Raw genomic sequence first — 18,130 nt, 5'->3', positions numbered from 1 at the left:
GGGCCGAGCCCTACACCGAGGGATACGTACGCCCGGCGAACCGCCGCTCGAACCCGTCGCCGGTGTCGGCGCTGACCGTGTAGTCGTAGCCGCCGTCCGGGGCGACGCCCAGGCTGACCGTCCGCGATGCGCCCGGCTGGACCGTGGCGGTGCCGCCGGACCCGCCGTCGCCCGCCGCGTTGCCGCCGATGGTGAAGGTGACGGCGGTGTGACCGGCGTTGGTGAGGGTGAGCGTGAGCTGCTGCGGGGCCGACGGGGAGATGGACACCGCGGCCTCCGGGTGGCCCTTGGTGGTGGAGGACCAGGTCCGTACATCGCCCTTGAAGCCGCGCAGATAGCCGTCCGGGCCGTGCGCGTCGATGTCGTAGGGGCCGCCGCCGTAGGTCAGCGCGCTGAAGTAGTCCTGGAAGCCGCCGCCTACGGGCGCGGTGTACCGCCAGGAGCCGTAGCCGCGGTGGTTGACCGTGTAGATCGAGAATCCCGCGCCCAGCGTGCCGGTGTTGGCCACCTTGATCCACAGGCGGCCGGTGCCGGGGTCGGTCCAGGAGGTGGTGTCGAAGCCGTAGCCGACCGGGCGGGCCGGGCGGGTTCCCGGCTCCTGCACCGGTTGGGGCGCGCTGGTCGGCGGCTTGGCAGCGGGCAGCGACTGCTCCTGGTCGCACTGGGCGACCAGCGCCTTGGTGTCGGGCAGGGTGGGGAAACCGGTGTTCGCGGTGGTGAAGTCGAAGGCGCTCATCAGGTCACCGCAGACGGTGCGCCGCCAGGTGGAGATGTTGGGCTCCTTCACCCCGGTCCAGTTCTCCAGGAAGCGCAGCACGGAAGTGTGGTCGGCCACCTCGGAGTTGACGTAGCCGCCCTGGCTCCACGGCGAGATCACGATCATCGGCACCCGCGGCCCGAGCCCGATGGGCGCGCCGTTGATGAACTCGTCGGCGGTACCGGCCGGGGCGACCGGAGGGGCGACATGGTCGAAGAACCCGTCGTTCTCGTCGAAGTTGAGGAAGACCACGGTCTTCGCCCACACCTCGGGGTGGGCGGCGAGCGCCTGGAGTACGAACGAGGAGGTGAAGTCGGCGCCGTAGGCGGGTGGATAGGCGGGGTGCTCACTCTGGTCGGTAGGTGCGACCACCCAACTGACGGCGGGCAGCGTCCCGTTGGCCACGTCCTGTGCGAAGGCGTCGGCGCCGCGCCGCTGCATGCCGTTGACGTAGAGCGGGGAGTCGGTGGAGGCGTTCTGGAACTGGGTGAACCAGGCCAAGGGGTTGTCGTCGTAGTTGTCCTGCTGCTGGTAGACCCGCCAGCTGATCCCGGCCGCCTCCAGCCGCTCGGCGTAGGTGGTCCAGCTGTAGCCCGCCTCGGAGTTGTCGGTGACGGGGCCGCCCGCGGTGCCGTTGGGGTCGATCCAACCGGTCCACTGGTAGAGGCGGTTGGGGTTGGTCGGCCCCTGGACGGAGCAGAAGTACTGGTCGCAGACGGTGAACGCCTCGGCCAGCGCGACCTGGAACGGGATGTCGGCTCTGGTGTAGTAGCCCATGGTGTAGGCGCTCTTGGCCGGGATCCAGTTGTTGTACGTGCCGTTGTTCCAGGCGGAGTGGGTGCCGGACCAGCTGTGGTCGAGGTCGACCACACGCTGTGCGTCGGTGGTCGAGGTGTCCAGATGCCAGGGCGGCAGCACGCTGCCGCCGGACGGTCCGCTGGTCGTCTGGTGCAGTACGTCGGAGCCGTTGGGGAAGCGCAGCAGTGACCGGTCGCCGAAGCCCCGAACGCCCTTGAGGGTACCGAAGTAGTGATCGAAGGAACGGTTCTCCTGCATCAGCACCACGACATGCGCGACGTCGTCCAGGGTGCCGCCGGCTGGCGAGGCGGCCATGGCCTGTTGGACGGCGGTCGGCAGTGCACCGAGGGCGACGGCGGCAGACGTTCCTGCCGCCGCACCGAGGAATCCACGACGTGACAGCGGTGTCAACGCGTCTCCTGGGTCGGCGGGATCGGGACGCGCAGATTCAAGGCGCGTGGCACGACGGGCGCGCCAACGTGAGCACATGGCGCCGTGGACACTTCCTGCACAACAGATGTCCCGCACCCCAAGCCGCGGCAAAGTAACCGCCGCCCTGGTGACAGGCGAGGCCGGAGATCGATACACTCAACGGCCTTAATTGCGCAGGCAATTAGCCAACAAATATCCCTACACTGAAAGTGTAGCCCAACCATGGCGAACCGTCAACATGGCGCCTCCCCCGCCGAGGCGCCCCAAGCCGCCGCCCTGCGCGCCGAACGGGCATACGTGGCCGCGCTGTACGCCCGACTCGACGCCGACCGCGCGCGGGCCGAGGACACCCTGCGCCGACTGGAGAGCCGCGGCTCGGCCGGCGGCACCCGGCAGGCCCGGACCGAACGCGACATCTCCGCCGCCGAGTTGGCCCGTACCATCGCGCGGCTCAACGGTGTGGACAGCGGTCTGTGCTTCGGCCGCGTCGACACTGAGGACGGAACCACCCTCTACATCGGCCGGGCCGGACTGCGCGACGCGACCTACCAACCCCTGCTGGTCGACTGGCGGGCACCGGCCGCGCACCCCTTCTACGCCGCCTCGCCGGGTGATCCGCACGCCCTGGTGCGCCGCCGCCATCTGCACACCAGGGGACGGGAGATCACCGGCCTTGACGACGAGGTCTTCGACCTCGACCTGATCGGGGAGGACGCTCGCGCACTGGTGGGCGAGGCGGCGCTACTGGCGTCGTTGCGCCGCGGCCGTACCGGACGGATGTCGGACGTGGTGGCCACCATCCAGGCCGAGCAGGACCGGGTGATCCGCTCCGGGCTGCCCGGCATCCTGGTGGTCCAGGGCGGCCCCGGCACCGGGAAGACGGTGGCCGCGCTGCACCGCGCGGCATACCTGCTCTATGCCCACCGGAAGACGCTGGAGCGGCGCGGGGTGCTGGTGATCGGACCGAACGACACCTTCCTGCGGTACATCGGCCAGGTGCTGCCGTCGCTGGGCGAGACCGAGGTCGCGACCACGGCGCTGGGCGGGTTGTTCCCCGGCGTGCACGCCACCGAGGCGGACAGCGCCGAGACAGCCGTCGTCAAGGGTTCGCCGCGGATGGTCGAGGTGATCGAGGCTGCGGTGCGCAACCTCCAGCGGGACCCGGGCGGTGACATCCGGGTGCCAGTGGAGGGTGTCGAACTACGGCTGACCAGGGGCCAGTGCCTGCGGGCCCGCGACCGCGCGCGGGCGCTGGGGATGCCGCACAACATGGCGCGCAAACGGTTCGTCACCGATCTGCTCGACGCGCTGGTCCGCGACCAGGCCGCGCGGCTCGAACGCCCGCTGGACGACGAGGAGTTGCGGCACGGCCCGGCCGAACTGTGGCGGCAACCATCCGTACGGGCGGCCATCGACGCCCTGTGGCCCGAGCTGGCCCCGACCGGCCTCATTCGTGAGCTGCTCGGCGACGCCGACCAGCTGCGTGCGGCGACCACCGGCCTGACGGAGGCCGAACGCGCCACGCTGTTCCGGCCGTTGGACGCGCCCTGGACCGTCGAGGACGTACCGTTGCTGGACGAGGCGGCCGAGTTGCTCGGCGCCGATGACTCCGCCGAACGCGCCCGGGCGAGGACCGCCGAGGCACGGCGTGCCGACGAGGAGGAGTACGCGCTGGGTGTGCTCCGGATCACCGGCCTGGAAGACCAGCTCGACCCGGCCGTGCTCGCCGCCTTCCACCGGGATCCCGCCCCTTACCGCACCACGGCGGAGCGCGCCCAGGCGGACCGGAGTTGGGCGTACGGGCACGTCATCGTGGACGAGGCACAGGAGTTGTCGCCGATGGCCTGGCGGATGGTGATGCGGCGGATACCGTCCCGTTCGATGACGGTGGTCGGCGATGTGGCGCAGACGGGCTCCGCCGCCGGGGCCCGGTCCTGGGGCGAGATGCTCGACCCGTACGCCAAGGGCCGTTGGCGGCAGGTGGAGTTGACCGTCAACTACCGCACTCCGTCAGAGGTGATGGCGGTAGCCGCCGACATCCTGGCGGCGGTCGCGCCTGGGCAGCGGGCGCCGGAGTCGGTGCGTGGCGAGGGCACCGGCCCGCGGGCGGTCGCGGCGCCGGACGGGGCTCTGGCGGCCGCGGTGGCCGACGCCGTGGCGGCCGAACTCGCCGCGTTGGAGGCGGATGGCGGTGGCCGACTCGCGGTGATCGCCGCGGACCGCCGACTCCCTTCGCTCACCGCGGCTTTGCCCCGGGCCGCGACCGGAACGCACCGTGCGGCGCTGGACTCCGACGTGGTGCTGCTGACCACTCGTCAGGCCAAGGGGCTGGAGTTCGACCGGGTGGTACTGGCCGATCCGGCAGGGATCCTCGCGCAGTCCCCCAAGGGCGGACACGATCTGTACGTTGCCGTCACCCGGGTCACCCGGCAGCTCACCGTCGTCCATGAGGGCGAGCTGCCGGAGGTGTTGTCCGGGCCCGTCAGGTGAGGTCGAACTCGCCGTCCCGGGCGCCGAGCACAAAGGCGTTCCACTCCGCCGGGGTGAAGATCAGCGAAGGGCCGTCGGGGTTGCGACCGTCGCGCATGGCGATGTAGCCCTCCACGAAGGCGATCTGGACATCGCCCTTCCCCTGGTTGCTGGCCTGCCACACCGCATCCGTCAAGTCGAGCTGCGGTTTCTTCCCGTTGGCCAAGGGCTGTCCGGTCTTGCTGTCAGCCACGTCCGCTCCCTTCCGGCTTTGTCTTCCGCGGCCCAGCCTAGCGAGGGCGGGCGGTGCCCGACAGCCCGTTCACCGAGGCCGGACGCCCTCCGGTCACGCATCGGGCCGCTCGGACCCCACCAGCCACATCGAGAAGAACTGCGAACCGCCGCCGTAGGCGTGGCCGAGCGCCAACCGGGCACCGTCCACCTGGCGTTCGCCCGCCTGCCCGCGTACCTGCAACGCGGCCTCGGCGAAGCGGATCATGCCGGAGGCACCGATGGGATTGGTGGACAGCACACCACCCGATGGGTTGACAGGAAGATCGCCGTCGAGCTCGGTCACCCCTGACTCGGTGAGCTTCCAGCCCTCCCCCTCGGCCGCGAAACCCAGGTTCTCCAGCCACATCGGCTCGTACCAGGAGAACGGCACGTACATCTCCACCACGTCGATCTCCCGGCGGGGTTCGGCGATCCCGGCCTGCCGGTAGACGTCCGCGGCGCAGTCCTGGCCGGCTCGCGGGGACACGTAGTCCTTGCCCGCGAACATGGTCGGCTCGCTGCGCATCGCGCCACCGCGCACCCACGCGGGCGGTCGTGGTGCGCGCCGGGCACCGGCGGTGTCGCTCAGCACCAGCGCGCAGGCGCCGTCGGAGGACGGGCAGGTCTCCAGATAGCGGATGGGGTCCCACAGCATGGGCGAGGACCGGACCTTCTCCAGCGTGATCTCCGGATCGCGAACGTGCGCGTACGGGTTCCGCAGCGCGTTGCGGCGGTCCTTGTAGGCGACCAGCGAGCCCACGGTGTCCGGCGCGCCGCTGCGCCGTATGTACGCCCTGACGTGCGGTGCGAAGAAGCCGCCCGCGCCCGCGAGCAGCGGTTGCTGGAAGGGGATCGGCAGCGACAGCCCCCACATGGCGTTGGATTCCGACTGTTTTTCGAAGGCGAGGGTGAGTACCGTGCGGTGGACCCGGGCGGCGATGAGGTTGGCGGCCACCAGTGCCGTGGAGCCGCCGACCGAGCCCGCGGTGTGCACCCGGAGCATGGGCTTGCCCACCGCGCCCAGGGCGTCGGCCAGGTACAGCTCGGGCATCATCACGCCCTCGAAGAAGTCCGGCGCCTTGCCGATGACGACGGCGTCGACGTCCGCCCAGCCCAACTCGGCGTCGGCCAGGGCCGCTTGGGCGGCCTCTCGAACCAGCCCGGCGATCGACACGTCGTGCCGCGCGGCGACGTGCTTGGTCTGGCCGATCCCGACGACGGCCACCGGTTCCCTGCTCATGAGGCCTCCAGTACGGCCACCAGATTCTGCTGTAGGCACGGGCCGGAGGTGGCGTGCGCCAACGCCCGCTGGGACTGGCCGCGGTGGATGCGCGCGGCGGCCTCGCCGAGCCGGATCAGTCCGGCGGCCATCACCGGGTTGGCGACCAGCGCGCCGCCCGAGGGGTTGACGGCGACGGAGTCGCCCAGCCGCAACGCCCGGCGCAGTACGACCTCCTGGGAGCTGAACGGGGCATGCAGCTCCGCGGTGTCCACGGGGGCGTCGAAGGCCCCTGCCCGCTCCGCGGCCTGCCGGGTGGACGGCGAGTCGGAGAGGTCGCGCACCCCGAGGGAGTGCGCCTCGATGCGGTGGTCCATGCCGCGGATCCAGGCGGGCCTGGGGCACAGCCGACGGGCGGTGTCCCCGGCGGCCAGCACCACGGCCGCCGCCCCGTCGTGGATCGGCGGGCAGTCCCGGCGCCGCAAGGGCCGTACGACGTAGTCGTCGGCGCCGGTGCGGGCGCCGTAACGTGCGGCGATCGCAGCCAGTCGGCGTTCGTCGGTCAGGCCCGCGTCGATCAGCGACTGCGCCTGGAGCGCGGCGAGCGAGACCGAGTCGGGCCACAGCGGTGCGACGTAGTAGGGGTCCAACTGCCGGGTCAGTACGTCGCGCAGTTCGCCGGGTGACGACTTGCCGTAGGCGTAGACCAGCGCGGTCTCCGCCTCGCCGGTGAGGATCTTCACCCATGCCTCGTACAGCGCCCACGCGCCGTCCATCTCGACGTGCGACTCGGCGATCGGAGGCCAGGCACCGACCCCGTCCAGCGCCATGGTGAACGAGAAGGCGCGCCCGGCGAGATAGTCACTCGACCCCGAACAGGTGAAGTCGATCTGGTCGGTTGTCAGTCCCACCTGGCCGAGCACCGCGTGCAGTACCGGCATCAGCATCTCCACCTCGGAGAACTCCGAGCTGTCGCGCCGGTGTTCGCTCTGCCCGAAGGCGACGATCGCCACGTCTCGGGTCACAGCAGCTCCTTGTAGCTGTCGTAGTCGGCGTCGGGCTCACCGGTCGGGCGGTAGTGGTCGGGGTACCGGCCGCCCTCGGTCCACACCGCCTCCACCCGCAGTCCCATCCGCACCTGGTCGTACGGGATGCCGCCGATCCGGCCGTGCAGCGCGAGGTCGGCGCCGTCGAGGGCGATGTGCGCGTAGACGTAGGGGACTTCGATGTCCAGGTTCTTCGCCTTGATGTTGACCACGCAGTATGTGGTGACCGTGCCGCGCGGCCCCACCTCGACCTGCTCGGCGGTGGCCACCCCGCAGGTCGGGCACGCGCCGCGCGGCGGTACGTAGACCTTGCGGCAGGCCGGGCAGCGCTCGCCGATGGTGCGCCGCTCGGCCAGCGCGGCGAGATAGCGGGACTGGGCCTGTCCGGGCGAGTACGTGTAGTCGAGCCGCGCGGGGGCGACGATGCCGCTGACCGGATCGGCGAACCGGCCGTCGAAGGCGCGGGGTTCACGCCGGGCCGCGCCGCCCTCGTCGGGTTCGAAGCAGGCGATGTCCGTGATGGCGCCGGTACGGTCGGCGGCCCAGCGGATCCGAACCCGCATACCGGTGTGCACGCCCTCGGCGTCGGGGGCGTCCATGGCGTGCAGCATGGCGGTGTCGGCGCCGTCCAGCCTGACCAGTACCCAGGCGAACGGGCGGTCCAGCGGCTGCTGCTGGCGCGGTTCGGGGTTCCATGCCCAGCTGGTGACGGTGCCGGTGGGGGCGACCTCGACCAGCTCGCGCAGTTCCTCGGCGGTGACCGGGTCGTACTCGACCGGCGGCACCAGTACCCTTCCGTCGTGGCAGCGCACGCCGAGCACGGTGCGCTCGCGCAGTCCGGTGAGGAAGGCGCTCTGCACAGGCCCGAGGGAGCGGGTGAACGGGAACTCCACGACCAAGGGCGCCTGGAGCGCCCGCGGTGCGGGGGCTGGGGTCATGGGCGTCTCTCCTTGGGTCGCGCCACCGTCAGGCGCGCCGGTAGTGGGCGGGGCGCTTCTCGGCGAAGGCACGGGCGCCTTCCTTGGCGTCCGAGGTGGCGAAGATCGGCCAGCCGCGATCCAGTTCGCTGGCGAGTCCCTCCGTCTCGGTCAGCTCGGCCGTCTCGTAAACCGAGGCCTTGACCGCCTCGACGGCCAGTGGGCCGTTGGCGTTGATCAACTCGGCGATCTCCAGCGCCTTCTCGCGCGCCGTGCCGTCCGGGACCACCTGACCGATCAGGCCGATACGCTCGGCTTCCCGCGCGGAGTACGGACGGCCGGTGAGCAGCATCTCCAGCGCGTGGGTACGGGGGATCTGCCGGGCCAGCCGGACGGTTGAGCCACCGATGGGGAACAGCGCGCGGCGCACCTCGAACAGCCCGAAGACCGCGCCCTCCGCGGCCACCCGGATGTCGGTGCCCTGGAGCAGTTCGGTGCCGCCCGCCACGCAGTGCCCCTCGACGGCGGCGATGACGGGTTTGCGGGGGCGGTGGTGGCGCAGCATCGCCTTCCAGTGCAGGTCGGGGTCGGCGGTGAGGCGGTCGCGGTACTGCTGGCCGTCCATCCGCCCGTCGGCGGACAGCGCCTTGAGGTCCATGCCGGAGCAGAACGTTCCGCCCGCGCCGGTGAGCACCACCGACCGGATCGCGTCGTCCTCGTCGGCCTCCACCCAGCCGTCCCACAGTCCGACGAGCATCGGCAGCGAGAGGGCGTTCTTCGCTTCCGGCCGGTTCAGAGTGAGTACGAGTGTCGCGCCGGCGCGCTCCACGGTGAGGTGTTCGGTGCCGCCCATGGCATCTCCTCCAGTCGTGGCACTCAGTAGAACAGGTTGCAGTAGGACGTTCAACAGGTTCCTGACGAGTTGTCAGATTTCTCGGCCGGTGGGTCTTCACACCTCCCGCGGTCGGCGCTCTAATGGGGCCGCCAAGCCAGTGGTGCCGGTCAGGAGGAGCCGTGGAGTACAACCTCGCCGACCTCTTCGAATCCGTCGTCGACGCCGTACCGGACCGCGAGGCGCTGGTGTATGTCGACCACCCCGGCAGCGGCGCGGAGCGGCGGCTGACGTACGCCGAACTGGACGCCGCGGCCAACCGCGTCGCCCACCACCTCGCGGCGTCCGGTGTCGCCCCCGGCCAGCACGTCGGCCTGCACCTGTACAACGGCGTCGAGTACCTGCAGACCGCACTGGCCTGCATGAAGATCCGCGCCGTCCCGGTCAACGTCAACTACCGCTATGTCGCTGACGAGTTGGCGTACCTGTACCAGGACGCGGACCTGGTGGCGCTGGCCCACGACGCGGACTTCGACGACCGGGTGGCCGCGGCGGCCGCGACATGCCCGACGCTGCGGCATCTGGTCCGGGTCGGCTCCGGAACGGCATCCGCACTCTCGTACCGGGAGGCGGAGGCGTCCGGATCACCCGAGCGGGACTTCGGGCCGCGCTCCGGGGACGACCAGATCATCATCTACACCGGTGGCACCACCGGCATGCCCAAGGGCGTGATGTGGCGGGCGGAGGACCTCTTCTTCTCCGGCCTCGGCGGCGGCGCGCCGACCGGCGAGCCGGTGCGACGGCCCGAGGAGTTGGCCGAACGGGTGGCGGTCGGCGGCGAGGGGCTGGTCTTCTTCCCCACCGCGCCGCTGATGCACGGCACGTCGACGCTCACCGCGTTCATCGGCTTCTTCTTCGGCCAGAAGGTAGTGATCCACCGCAAGTTCGCTCCGGAGGAGGTCCTGCGGACCATCGAACGGGAAAGGGTGACCAGCGTCTCACTGGTCGGCGACGCGATGCTGCGCCCGCTGACCGACGCGCTCGCCGGACCGTTGAAGGGCACCGACTGCTCGTCGCTGATCACCCTGTCCAGTTCCGGGGCGATCCTGTCCGACACCGTGCGGACGCAGTTCCAGGCGCTCGTCCCGAACGTGCTGGTCCTCAACAACTTCGGATCCTCCGAATCCGGCTTCAACGGCACCGCGACGGACGACGCGGGCCCGCGCCGGGGCTTCCGGTTACACGTCAACTCCCGTACCAGGGTGGTGGATCCGGTCACTCACCTGCCCGTCGCCCCGGGCGCTACCGGGCGCCTGGCACAACGCGGTCACGTGCCGCTCGGCTACTACAACGACCCCGAGAAGACCGCACGGACCTTCTTCCGCGACACGACCGGGGAACGCTGGGTACTGCTCGGCGACCTGGCCACGGTGGACGACGACGGTGTCGTGACGGTACTGGGCCGCGGGTCGCAGTGCATCAACACCGGCGGGGAGAAGGTGTTTCCGGAGGAGGTCGAGGAGGCGGTCAAGTCCCACCCGGGCGTCTACGACGTCCTCGTGGCCGGCGTCCCCGACCCCCGCTGGGGCAGCCATGTGGCAGCCGTAGTCCAACTACGCGACGCCACCGCGACATTGACCCTCACCGAACTACAGGACCACTGCAGGACCCGCCTGGCGGGCTACAAGGTCCCGCGCACACTCGTCATAACCCCCCAGATCCACCGCTCCCCCAGCGGCAAGGCGGACTACCGCTGGGCGGCAACCATCGCGACGGCCGCCGCCAACCCCACCTGACACCCGCCCAGCCGAAGGCACCCATCTCGCCGCTGCACACTGCCGGTTGGGGAACACGTCCCCCCAAGGAGCGGCGAGCCACAAGCGATCGCACCCCCGCGACCCAAACGACCACCGGACCGCAAGAGGACAGACAACGTGAGGGGGCGGGGGCGAAGGGGTGGGGGTCCTGGACGCTGACGTGTATTTGCGGGCCGAACTTCCGCCGCACCCAACACAGGGGGCAACCGGCCCGTAAATATACGGTCCAGGACCCCCACCCCTTCGCCCCCGCCCCCGCCCGCACCCCCTCCGGCAACGCGCCGGACGTCAGAGGGCCCGCAACCGCCGCTTGTAGAGCTTCCCGTTGGGATCCCGCGGCATCTCCGCGATGAAGTCAACAGACCTCGGGCACTTGTACCTGGCCAGCACCCGCCCGCAGTGCGCCAGGATCTCCTCCGCCAGCTCCGGCCCCGCATCCCGCCCCGGAGCCGGTTCGACCACCGCCTTGACCTCCTCCCCCCAGTCCTCGTGCGGCACGCCGAACACCGCCGCGTCCGCCACCGCGGGGTGGGTCAGGAGGGCCGCCTCCACCTCCGCCGGATAGATGTTGACCCCACCCGAGATGATGAGGTCGATCTTCCGATCACGCAGATACAGATAACCGTCCGCGTCGAGGAACCCGAGGTCGCCCACCGTGAAGAAGTCTCCTATGCGGTTCTTCCGGGTCTTGTCCTCGTCCTTGTGGTAGCGGAACCCACCGGTGGTCATCGACATGTACACCGTCCCCAACTCCCCCGGCGGCAGCCGGTTCCCCGCGTCGTCGAAGATGGCGATCTCGCTGATCGGCCAGGGGCGCCCGACGGTGCCCGGTTTCTTCAGCCACTCGGCGGCGGGAGCGAAGGTCCCGCCGCCCTCGCTCGCGGCGTAGTACTCCTCCACGCACGGCCCCCACCACTCCAGCATCGCCCGCTTGATGTGCTCGGGGCACGGCGCGGCGCCGTGGATGGCGTGCCGCATGGAGGACACGTCGTACCGCCCCTTGACCTCGCCGGGCAGCGCCAGCAGGCGATGGAACTGCGTCGGCACCATATGCGTGTGCGTGCACGCGTACGTGTCGATCACCCGCAGCATTTCCTCGGGCGTCCACTTGTCCATCAGCACCACGGGATGCCCGATGTGCAGTGCCGCCGCGGCGAACTGGAGCACCGCCGTGTGGTAAAGAGGCGAGCACACCAGATGCACGTTGTCGTCGAACGGCTTGATGCCGAAGAAGCCGAGGAATCCGCCGAGATGGGTTTCCTCCGGAGGCTTTCCGGACAGTGGGCGCCGAATGCCGCGCGGCTTTCCGGTGGTTCCCGAGGTGTAGTTCATCACCCCACCGGAGGTGCGGTCCCGCGGCGGCTCCGAGGGCTGCCCGTCGAGCAGCGCGGAGTACGGCCGGAACCCCGGCGCGTCGCCCACCGCGAAGCGGTGGCTCGCCGGAAGCGCCGCCTCCTCCGCGGCGGCCCGCGCCTGCGGCGCGTACCGCTCGTGCGCGATCAGCGCCTTGGCCCCGGAGTCCGCGACGATCCAGGCGATTTCCGGGCCGACGAGATGGTGGTTGACCGGTACGAGATAGAAACCGGCCTGCGCGGCGGCGAGATAGGCGGTGAAGAACTCGACGCCGTTCGGCAGTACGACGGCGAAGGCGTCGCCGGGTCCGAGCCCGGCGGCCCGAAGGCCGTGGACGAGTTGGTTGGCGGTGGCATGCAGCCGCTTCGCGCTCCACCGCTCGCCGTCCGGTGCGACCAGCATGGTCCGGTCGGGGTTCTGCGCGGCCTGCGCCCAGAATCCGTTGACGGTCGTGGTCATCGGGGACGACCTCCTTCGCGTCCGGCGATCCGGTTGACACGGGTGATGGCCCGCTCGAAGCCGCGGACCAGGTCGTCGAAGACGGCCTGGACCGGTCGTTCGGAGTTGAGTCGGCCGACGATCTGGCCGACGGGAGTGCCGAGCAGTGGTTCGACCTCGTACTTCTGGATGCGGGAGACCGCCTCGGCGACCAGCAGCCCCTGGAGCGGCATCGGCAGTGGGTCCGGGCTCGCCGGGTCGTCCCATGCCTCGGTCCAGCGGGTGCGCAACTGGCGGGCGGGCTTGCCGGTCAGGGCGCGGGAGCGGACGGTGTCGCCGGATCCGGCGGCGAGCAACCTGCGGGTCAGCGCTGGGGAGTTCAGCTCGGCCTCACGGGTGGTGAGCCAGATCGAGCCGAGCCAGACGCCCTGTGCGCCGAGCGCCAGCCCGGCGGCGATCTGCTCTCCACTGCCGATGCCCCCGGCGGCCAGCACCGGCAGCGGGGCCACCGCGGCGACCACCTCCGGGGTGAGCACCATGGTGGTGATCTCGCCGGTGTGGCCCCCCGCCTCGTAGCCCTGGGCGACGACGATGTCGATGCCCGCCTCCTGGTGGCGTCGGGCGTGCCGGGCGCTGCCGGCCAGCGCGGCCACCAACGCGCCGTTGTCGTGGGCGCGTTGGGTGACGTCGGGTGGCGGTGAGCCCAGGGCGTTGGCGAACAGCTTGACCGGGTGGTCGAAGGCGACATCGAGCTGGGAGCGGGCGACCTGCTCCATCCAGCCGGTGATCCGCCAGCCGGACTCCTCACCGGGTGGCAGTTCGGGCACGGCGTGCTGGGCGAGGGTGTCCCTGACGAACTGCCGGTGCCCTTCGGGGATCATCGCCTCGATGTCGGCGACGGAGACGCCGTCGACCTTCTTGGCGGGCATCACCACGTCGAGCCCGTACGGTCGGCCTCCGGTGTGCGCGTCCAGCCAGTCCAGGTCGCGGGCGAGGTCGTCGACGGCCCCGTAGCGCACCGCGCCCAGTACGCCGAGCCCACCCGCCTTGCTGATGGCCGCGGCGACCGCGGGGAACGGCGTGAAGCCGAAGATGGGGTGCTCGATGCCCAGCCGCTGGCTCAGCTCCGTCTCCATGAGGGGCAGGATGCCGCACGCCGCCGACGAGGGGAAGAGATTTTCTGACGTAACGTCAGTTTTGCTCGGGATCAGGACCGGGCGTACTCCCGGCGGATCGCCGCCACCCTCCGGTACAGGTCCACCGCCTCGGCGCCACGGCCGAGTTGCTCCAGGCAGTGCGCCTCGTCGTTGCGACTGGTCAGGGTGTCCGGATGGTTGGGTCCGAGCGCCCGCTCCCGCCCCTCGGCGACGGCGCGGTAGAGGCTCAGGGCCTCGTCCCAGCGGCCCAACCAGCCCAGGGCAACGGCCACTTCGCGCCTGCTGACCAGCGTGTCGGGGTGCTCGGCGCCCAGCGCCCTGGCACGGATCCCGTACACCTGGCGCGCCTCGGCGAGCGCCTCCTTCCAGCGCCCGAGCCTGCCGAGGTTGACGCCCATGCCGTGCCGGGCCCGCAGCGTCTCCGGGTGGTCGGCTCCCTGGACCCGGGCGCGCACCGCGGCCAGCTCCCGGTAGAGCTTGAGCGCCTCCTCGCTGCGCCCGAGCCGGCCCAGGCAGATGCCGACCTCGTAGCGGGCGGCCAGGGTGTCCGGATGGTCGGGGCCGAGGCTGCCGGAGCGGGCCGCGGCCACGTCCCGGTATTCGGCGAGCGCGTCCTCCCAGTGGCCCAACTGGCCGAGTGTGTAGGCGACTTCGAAGCGGGTGACCAGGGTGTCCGGGTGACTGGCGCCCAGCGTCCGGGCCCGGGCCGCGGCCACCTCGCGGGCCGTCTCGTAGGACTCCTGGAGCCGTCCGAGCCGACCGAGGTTGAAGGCGAGGTTGTGCCGGCAGCGCAGGGTGTCGGGGTGGTCGGCGCCCATGGTGCGCTGCCGGGCGGCCAGCACGTCGGTGTAGACCCGGTGGGCGTCCTCGTGGCGGCCGAGCCTGCCGAGGGCGAACGCGGTCTCCTGCCGGGCGGCGAGCGTCTGCGGATGGTCGGCGCCCAGCGTCCGGCTGCGGGCCGCGACCACCTGCTCGTACTCGGCCAGCGCCTCCTGCGCGTGGCCCAGTCGGCTGAGGGCGAAGCCCAGTTCGTAGCGGCTGGCCAGGGTCTCGGGGTGCTCGGCGCCCAGCGCGTCCTCGCGGGCCTGGGCGACGGCGCGGTGCACCTCCACCGCCTCGGCCCAGCGGCCGAGCCTGCCCAGGCTGAGGGCCGCGTTGTACCGACTGGCCAGCACGGACAGCAGCTCGGGATCCACGGTGTGCCGCGGCCGGGCCGCCCAGGCCGCGTTGTACCAGGCCCCGGCGGGTATGCCGCCCCCGGCGTCCGGCCGGAGCGCGCGGCGGCCGACCGCCAGCGGGCCGAGAGTCAGTGCCCGGGCCCAGAAGGGCAGTTCGCCCGCGCGTTCCGCACTGGCCTGGATGGCGGCCAGCCGCTTGCCGATCACCTGGGCGTCCTGCGGGCGGTCGTCCGGCTCCTTGCCGAGCAGGTCGAGGACCAGCCGCTCCAGCGCCTCGGGCAGTTCGGGGCGGTGCTCGCGCGGCGGCTCCGGCGCGGTGTCCCGGTGCCGTACCAGCACCGCCCAGGCGTCGTCCATGTCGAACGGCGGGGCACCGGTGGCCAGTTCGTAGAGCACGCAGCCGAACGAGTACAGGTCGCTGCGGTGGTCTATCTCGCCCCCGGCGATCTGCTCCGGCGACATGTAGTGGGGGGTGCCCATCGCCATGCCGGTGCCGGTCAGCCGGGAGGTGAAGCCGATGTCATGGCCGAGCCGGGCGATGCCGAAGTCGCAGATCTTCACGGTGCCGTCGGGCACGCGGATGATGTTGGCCGGTTTCAGGTCCCGGTGCACCACCCCCTGGGCGTGGGTGTACGCCAGCGCCGCGGCGACCTGCTCGGCGATGTCCAGCAGGTCGGGCACCGGAAGCGGGATGCGCTGTCCGTCCTCCAGTAGTTGCAGCAGGTTGCGGCCGTCCAGCAGTTCCATCACGAGGTAGAGCACCCCGTCGTCCTCGCCGAAGTCGTGCACCACGGTGATGCCGCGGTGTTGCAGCGAGGCGGCGACCCGCGCCTCGCGGCGGAACCGCAGTTCCATCGCCCGTGTGTGCGCGGGATCGCTTGAGCTCTTCATCGGCTTGAGGCACTTGACGGCGACCTTGCGGCCCAGCGCCTCGTCCTCGGCGCGCCACACCTCGCCCATGCCACCGCGACCGATCAGTTCGATCAGCCGGTATCGCTCCCGAATCAGCCTGTTCTCCCCCATCGCAAGCCGCCGCCCCCCGTTGTTTCGCTTCTGTCACCCGGCGTTTTCCAGTATGGCCGCGCCGTGCAGGGTACGGCACGGCGCATCACGGCCGGGTTCGCGCATCCGCCTCCGCGCAGCGCGTGTTTCGCGGGAGCGGCGTTGGGGAAAGGCCGGTCAGCGGCGGACCCTCGGCATGCCCAGGCCGATCCACGAGATGATCTCCCGCTGGATCTCGTTGTTACCGCCGCCGAACGTGAAGATCACCGCACTTCGGTAGCCTCGCTCCAACTCCCCGTGCAGCAGCGCCCCGGCGGAGCCCTCCTTCAACGGGCCCGCCGCCGCGGCCACTTCCATCAACCAGGCGTAGGCGTCGCGTCGTGCCTCCGAGCCGTAGACCTTGACCGCGGAGGCGTCCTGCGGGGTGAGCGTGCCGCGCTGGAGGGCGTCCACCATCTGCCAGTTGAGCAGCTTCATCGCGTCCAGCCTGGCGTGTGCGCGGGCCAGCCGGGCGCGCACCCAGCCGAGGTCGATGACCCGGCGGCCGTCGCCGAGCTTGGTCAGGGCGGCCCAGCGCCGTACGTCGTGCAGCGCGCGGATGGCCATCGTGCCGTGTGCGGCGAGGGTGACGCGTTCGTGGTTGAGCTGGGTGGTGATCAGCCGCCAGCCCTTGTTCTCCTCGCCGACCCGGCGGGTGACGGGCACCCGGACGTTCTCGTAGTAGCTGGCGGTGGTGTCGTGCCCGGCGAGGGTGTGGATGACGGTGCAGGAGTAGCCGGGGTCGCTGGTCGGCACGAGCAGGATGCTGATGCCCTGGTGCGGCGGGGCGTCCGGGGCGGTGCGCACGGCGAGCCACACCCAGTCGGCGGTGTCGCCGTTGGTGGTCCAGATCTTCTGGCCGTTGACCAGGTAGCCGTCGCCGTCGCGAACGGCGCGGGTCCTGAGCGAGGCCAGGTCGGTCCCGGCGTCGGGTTCGCTGTAGCCGATGGCGAAGTCGATCTCCCCGGAGAGGATCTTCGGCAGGAAGTACGCCTTCTGTTCGTCCGTGCCGAACTGCATGATCGTCGGTCCCACGGTGTTGAGCGCCATCAGTGGCAGCGGCACGCCGGCTTGCGCGGCCTCGTCGAAGAAGACGAACTGCTCCATGGGGGTCAGACCGCGCCCGCCGTACTCCACGGGCCAGCCCACGCCCAGCCAGCCGTCCGCGCCGAGGCGGCGGACGGTCTCCCGGTAGAAGGTCTTCTGGCCCGCCGGGTCGCGGTGTCGGGCGTAGGCGTTGTCGGGCACCAACGTGCCGAAGTAAGCGCGCAGTTCGTCGCGCAGGCGCTGCTGCTCGGGGGTGTAGTCCAGGTGCACGGCCCCTCCTGAGGTCTGGTGTCCCGGCGGTCCCGCGGTGTCGGCGCACAGAGTAGAACGCGTTGCAGAAACCTGGAAGGGGCGCACGGCGAGGGCGACTTGGCGCCTGCCGGGTGGATTACGCGGCCCGGTGGACTGGCCGCTGCCGCGGCCCACGACGCGGGATCCGCGGGACAGGCGCTATGGCTTGCGGGCCACCGCGGCGTAGCAGGACGCCTCGGCCGCGCTGACCGCCGCGACATCGCGCGGGTCGTCGGGGCGCCACCGGTGGGAGAGGGTGATGCCCGGCTCCAACAGCTCCCAGCCGTCGAAGAACCGTGCGAACTCCGCCCGGTCGCGCAGCCGTACCGGGGTGCCCGCCGCACGGTAGATGGCGGTCACCTCGGCCAGCGCCTCGGGGGCGAAGTCCGCCGTGGCGTGCGTGACGGCCAGTACGCTGCCGGGCGGCAGCGCCCGCTTGAAGTGCTCGACGACGGCGTGCGCTCCGCCGCCCCGCTCGTCGTCGACGAAGTGCAGCAGGGCGTTCAGGCTGAGCACCACCGGTCGCGACAGGTCCAGGGTGCCGAGGAGTTCCGGCGCCGACAGCACCGCCGCCGGATCCGTGACATCGGCCTGCACATAGGCCGTACGGCCCTCGGGATGGCTGCGCAGCAGCGCGGCGGCATGGGCGAGGACGATCGGGTCGTTGTCGGTGTAGACGGCCCGCGCCTCGGGCGCGACCTCCTGAGCGACCTCGTGCAGGTTGGGCGAGGTCGGGATGCCGGTGCCGATGTCCAGCCACTGACGCGTTCCGGCACGGGCCAGGGCACGGGTGGCGCGGTGCATGAACTCGCGGTTCACCCGGGCGGCGAGCTGGGCCGCGGGGAAGACGCCGAGGACCTTCGCCGCGGCCTCCCGGTCGGCGGCGAAGTTGGTCCTGCCGCCCAGGAAGTAGTCGTAGATGCGCGCCGAATGCGCCCGGTCCAGCCGCAGGTCCACGCCGGACGCGCCGTGTTCGTACTCGTCCATGACCACCCTCCCCGTGCCGGACCGATGGGAACCCGGAGTTGCAGTAGTCATACCATTACGCTGCGGAAGATTTTTACG

13 protein-coding genes are annotated in these 18,130 nt (G+C 71.2%); 2 read left to right on the top strand and 11 right to left on the bottom strand.

Annotated elements, in window-relative coordinates:
• Positions 1 to 10: 10 nt before the first annotated feature.
• Positions 11 to 1,966 carry a phosphocholine-specific phospholipase C gene (locus O5O46_RS17455; protein ID WP_269856362.1) on the bottom strand — a complete coding sequence of 652 codons (1,956 nt, stop codon included), beginning with the start codon at positions 1,964 to 1,966 and terminating at the stop codon, positions 11 to 13.
• A 243-nt stretch (positions 1,967 to 2,209) separates the two neighbouring features.
• On the opposite strand from O5O46_RS17455, the gene O5O46_RS17450 reads away from it, so the two are divergent.
• On the top strand, positions 2,210 to 4,477 hold the full coding sequence (locus O5O46_RS17450) for a HelD family protein (protein ID WP_269856361.1): 2,268 nt from the start codon (positions 2,210 to 2,212) through the stop codon (positions 4,475 to 4,477).
• Here the strand turns inward: O5O46_RS17450 and O5O46_RS17445 are convergent.
• From O5O46_RS17445 to O5O46_RS17425, 5 genes are all read right to left on the bottom strand, one after another.
• A complete protein-coding gene (locus tag O5O46_RS17445) occupies positions 4,470 to 4,709 on the bottom strand; it encodes a DUF397 domain-containing protein (protein ID WP_269856360.1) in 240 nt (79 codons plus the stop codon). The genes O5O46_RS17450 and O5O46_RS17445 overlap by 8 nt on opposite strands.
• A gap of 93 nt (positions 4,710 to 4,802) precedes the next feature.
• Positions 4,803 to 5,969, bottom strand: coding sequence for a thiolase domain-containing protein (locus O5O46_RS17440; RefSeq protein ID WP_269856359.1), 1,167 nt, complete (start codon positions 5,967 to 5,969; stop codon positions 4,803 to 4,805).
• Complete coding sequence (locus O5O46_RS17435) at positions 5,966 to 6,973, bottom strand: thiolase domain-containing protein (RefSeq protein WP_269856358.1); 1,008 nt, start codon at positions 6,971 to 6,973, stop codon at positions 5,966 to 5,968. The genes O5O46_RS17440 and O5O46_RS17435 overlap by 4 nt, the downstream gene beginning before the upstream one ends.
• Positions 6,970 to 7,932 (bottom strand): Zn-ribbon domain-containing OB-fold protein, encoded by a 963-nt coding sequence (locus tag O5O46_RS17430; protein WP_269856357.1) that lies wholly within the window; start codon positions 7,930 to 7,932, stop codon positions 6,970 to 6,972. The genes O5O46_RS17435 and O5O46_RS17430 overlap by 4 nt, the downstream gene beginning before the upstream one ends.
• Positions 7,933 to 7,960: 28 nt before the next feature.
• Positions 7,961 to 8,764, bottom strand: a complete 804-nt coding sequence (locus tag O5O46_RS17425) for a crotonase/enoyl-CoA hydratase family protein (RefSeq protein WP_269856356.1) — start codon at positions 8,762 to 8,764, stop codon at positions 7,961 to 7,963.
• Positions 8,765 to 8,925: 161 nt separating this feature from the next.
• On the opposite strand from O5O46_RS17425, the gene O5O46_RS17420 reads away from it, so the two are divergent.
• Positions 8,926 to 10,539: an acyl-CoA synthetase gene (locus O5O46_RS17420; RefSeq protein ID WP_269856355.1), complete on the top strand. Its 1,614-nt coding sequence runs from the start codon at positions 8,926 to 8,928 to the stop codon at positions 10,537 to 10,539.
• 309 nt (positions 10,540 to 10,848) lie between these two features.
• Here O5O46_RS17420 and O5O46_RS17415 read toward each other — a convergent pair whose 3' ends face one another.
• From O5O46_RS17415 to O5O46_RS17395, 5 genes are all read right to left on the bottom strand, one after another.
• Positions 10,849 to 12,372 carry an acyl-CoA synthetase gene (locus O5O46_RS17415; protein ID WP_269856354.1) on the bottom strand — a complete coding sequence of 508 codons (1,524 nt, stop codon included), beginning with the start codon at positions 12,370 to 12,372 and terminating at the stop codon, positions 10,849 to 10,851.
• The gene (locus tag O5O46_RS17410; protein ID WP_269856353.1) at positions 12,369 to 13,487 is read right to left on the bottom strand and encodes an NAD(P)H-dependent flavin oxidoreductase; all 1,119 of its coding nucleotides are present in this window, start codon (positions 13,485 to 13,487) and stop codon (positions 12,369 to 12,371) included. Before O5O46_RS17410 ends, O5O46_RS17415 begins: the two co-directional genes overlap by 4 nt.
• Before the next feature lie 71 nt (positions 13,488 to 13,558).
• On the bottom strand, positions 13,559 to 15,709 hold the full coding sequence (locus tag O5O46_RS17405; protein ID WP_269856352.1) for a serine/threonine-protein kinase: 2,151 nt from the start codon (positions 15,707 to 15,709) through the stop codon (positions 13,559 to 13,561).
• 156 nt (positions 15,710 to 15,865) lie between these two features.
• Positions 15,866 to 17,044: an acyl-CoA dehydrogenase family protein gene (locus O5O46_RS17400; protein ID WP_269856351.1), complete on the bottom strand. Its 1,179-nt coding sequence runs from the start codon at positions 17,042 to 17,044 to the stop codon at positions 15,866 to 15,868.
• A gap of 180 nt (positions 17,045 to 17,224) precedes the next feature.
• On the bottom strand, positions 17,225 to 18,052 hold the full coding sequence (locus tag O5O46_RS17395; RefSeq protein WP_269856350.1) for an SAM-dependent methyltransferase: 828 nt from the start codon (positions 18,050 to 18,052) through the stop codon (positions 17,225 to 17,227).
• Positions 18,053 to 18,130: the final 78 nt, after the last annotated feature.

The organism is Streptomyces sp. RPT161 (assembly GCF_027533845.1).
In the GTDB taxonomy this organism is placed as follows: Bacteria; Actinomycetota; Actinomycetes; order Streptomycetales; family Streptomycetaceae; genus Streptantibioticus_A; species Streptantibioticus_A silvisoli_A.
The sequence above is the reverse complement of the archived record's forward strand: the minus strand, read 5'-3'. Positions and strand labels throughout refer to the sequence as shown.

Bases quoted from the DNA above. Each gene is read 5' to 3' on its own strand.
- O5O46_RS17395 (WP_269856350.1), bottom strand. From the start codon at position 18,052: ATGGACGAGTACGAACACGGCGCGTCCGGCGTGGACCTGCGGCTGGAC.
- O5O46_RS17440 (WP_269856359.1), bottom strand. From the start codon at position 5,969: ATGAGCAGGGAACCGGTGGCCGTCGTCGGGATCGGCCAGACCAAGCAC.
- O5O46_RS17405 (WP_269856352.1), bottom strand. From the start codon at position 15,709: ATGGGGGAGAACAGGCTGATTCGGGAGCGATACCGGCTGATCGAACTG.
- O5O46_RS17450 (WP_269856361.1), top strand. From the start codon at position 2,210: ATGGCGAACCGTCAACATGGCGCCTCCCCCGCCGAGGCGCCCCAAGCC.
- O5O46_RS17425 (WP_269856356.1), bottom strand. From the start codon at position 8,764: ATGGGCGGCACCGAACACCTCACCGTGGAGCGCGCCGGCGCGACACTC.
- O5O46_RS17410 (WP_269856353.1), bottom strand. From the start codon at position 13,487: ATGGAGACGGAGCTGAGCCAGCGGCTGGGCATCGAGCACCCCATCTTC.
- O5O46_RS17430 (WP_269856357.1), bottom strand. From the start codon at position 7,932: ATGACCCCAGCCCCCGCACCGCGGGCGCTCCAGGCGCCCTTGGTCGTG.
- O5O46_RS17415 (WP_269856354.1), bottom strand. From the start codon at position 12,372: ATGACCACGACCGTCAACGGATTCTGGGCGCAGGCCGCGCAGAACCCC.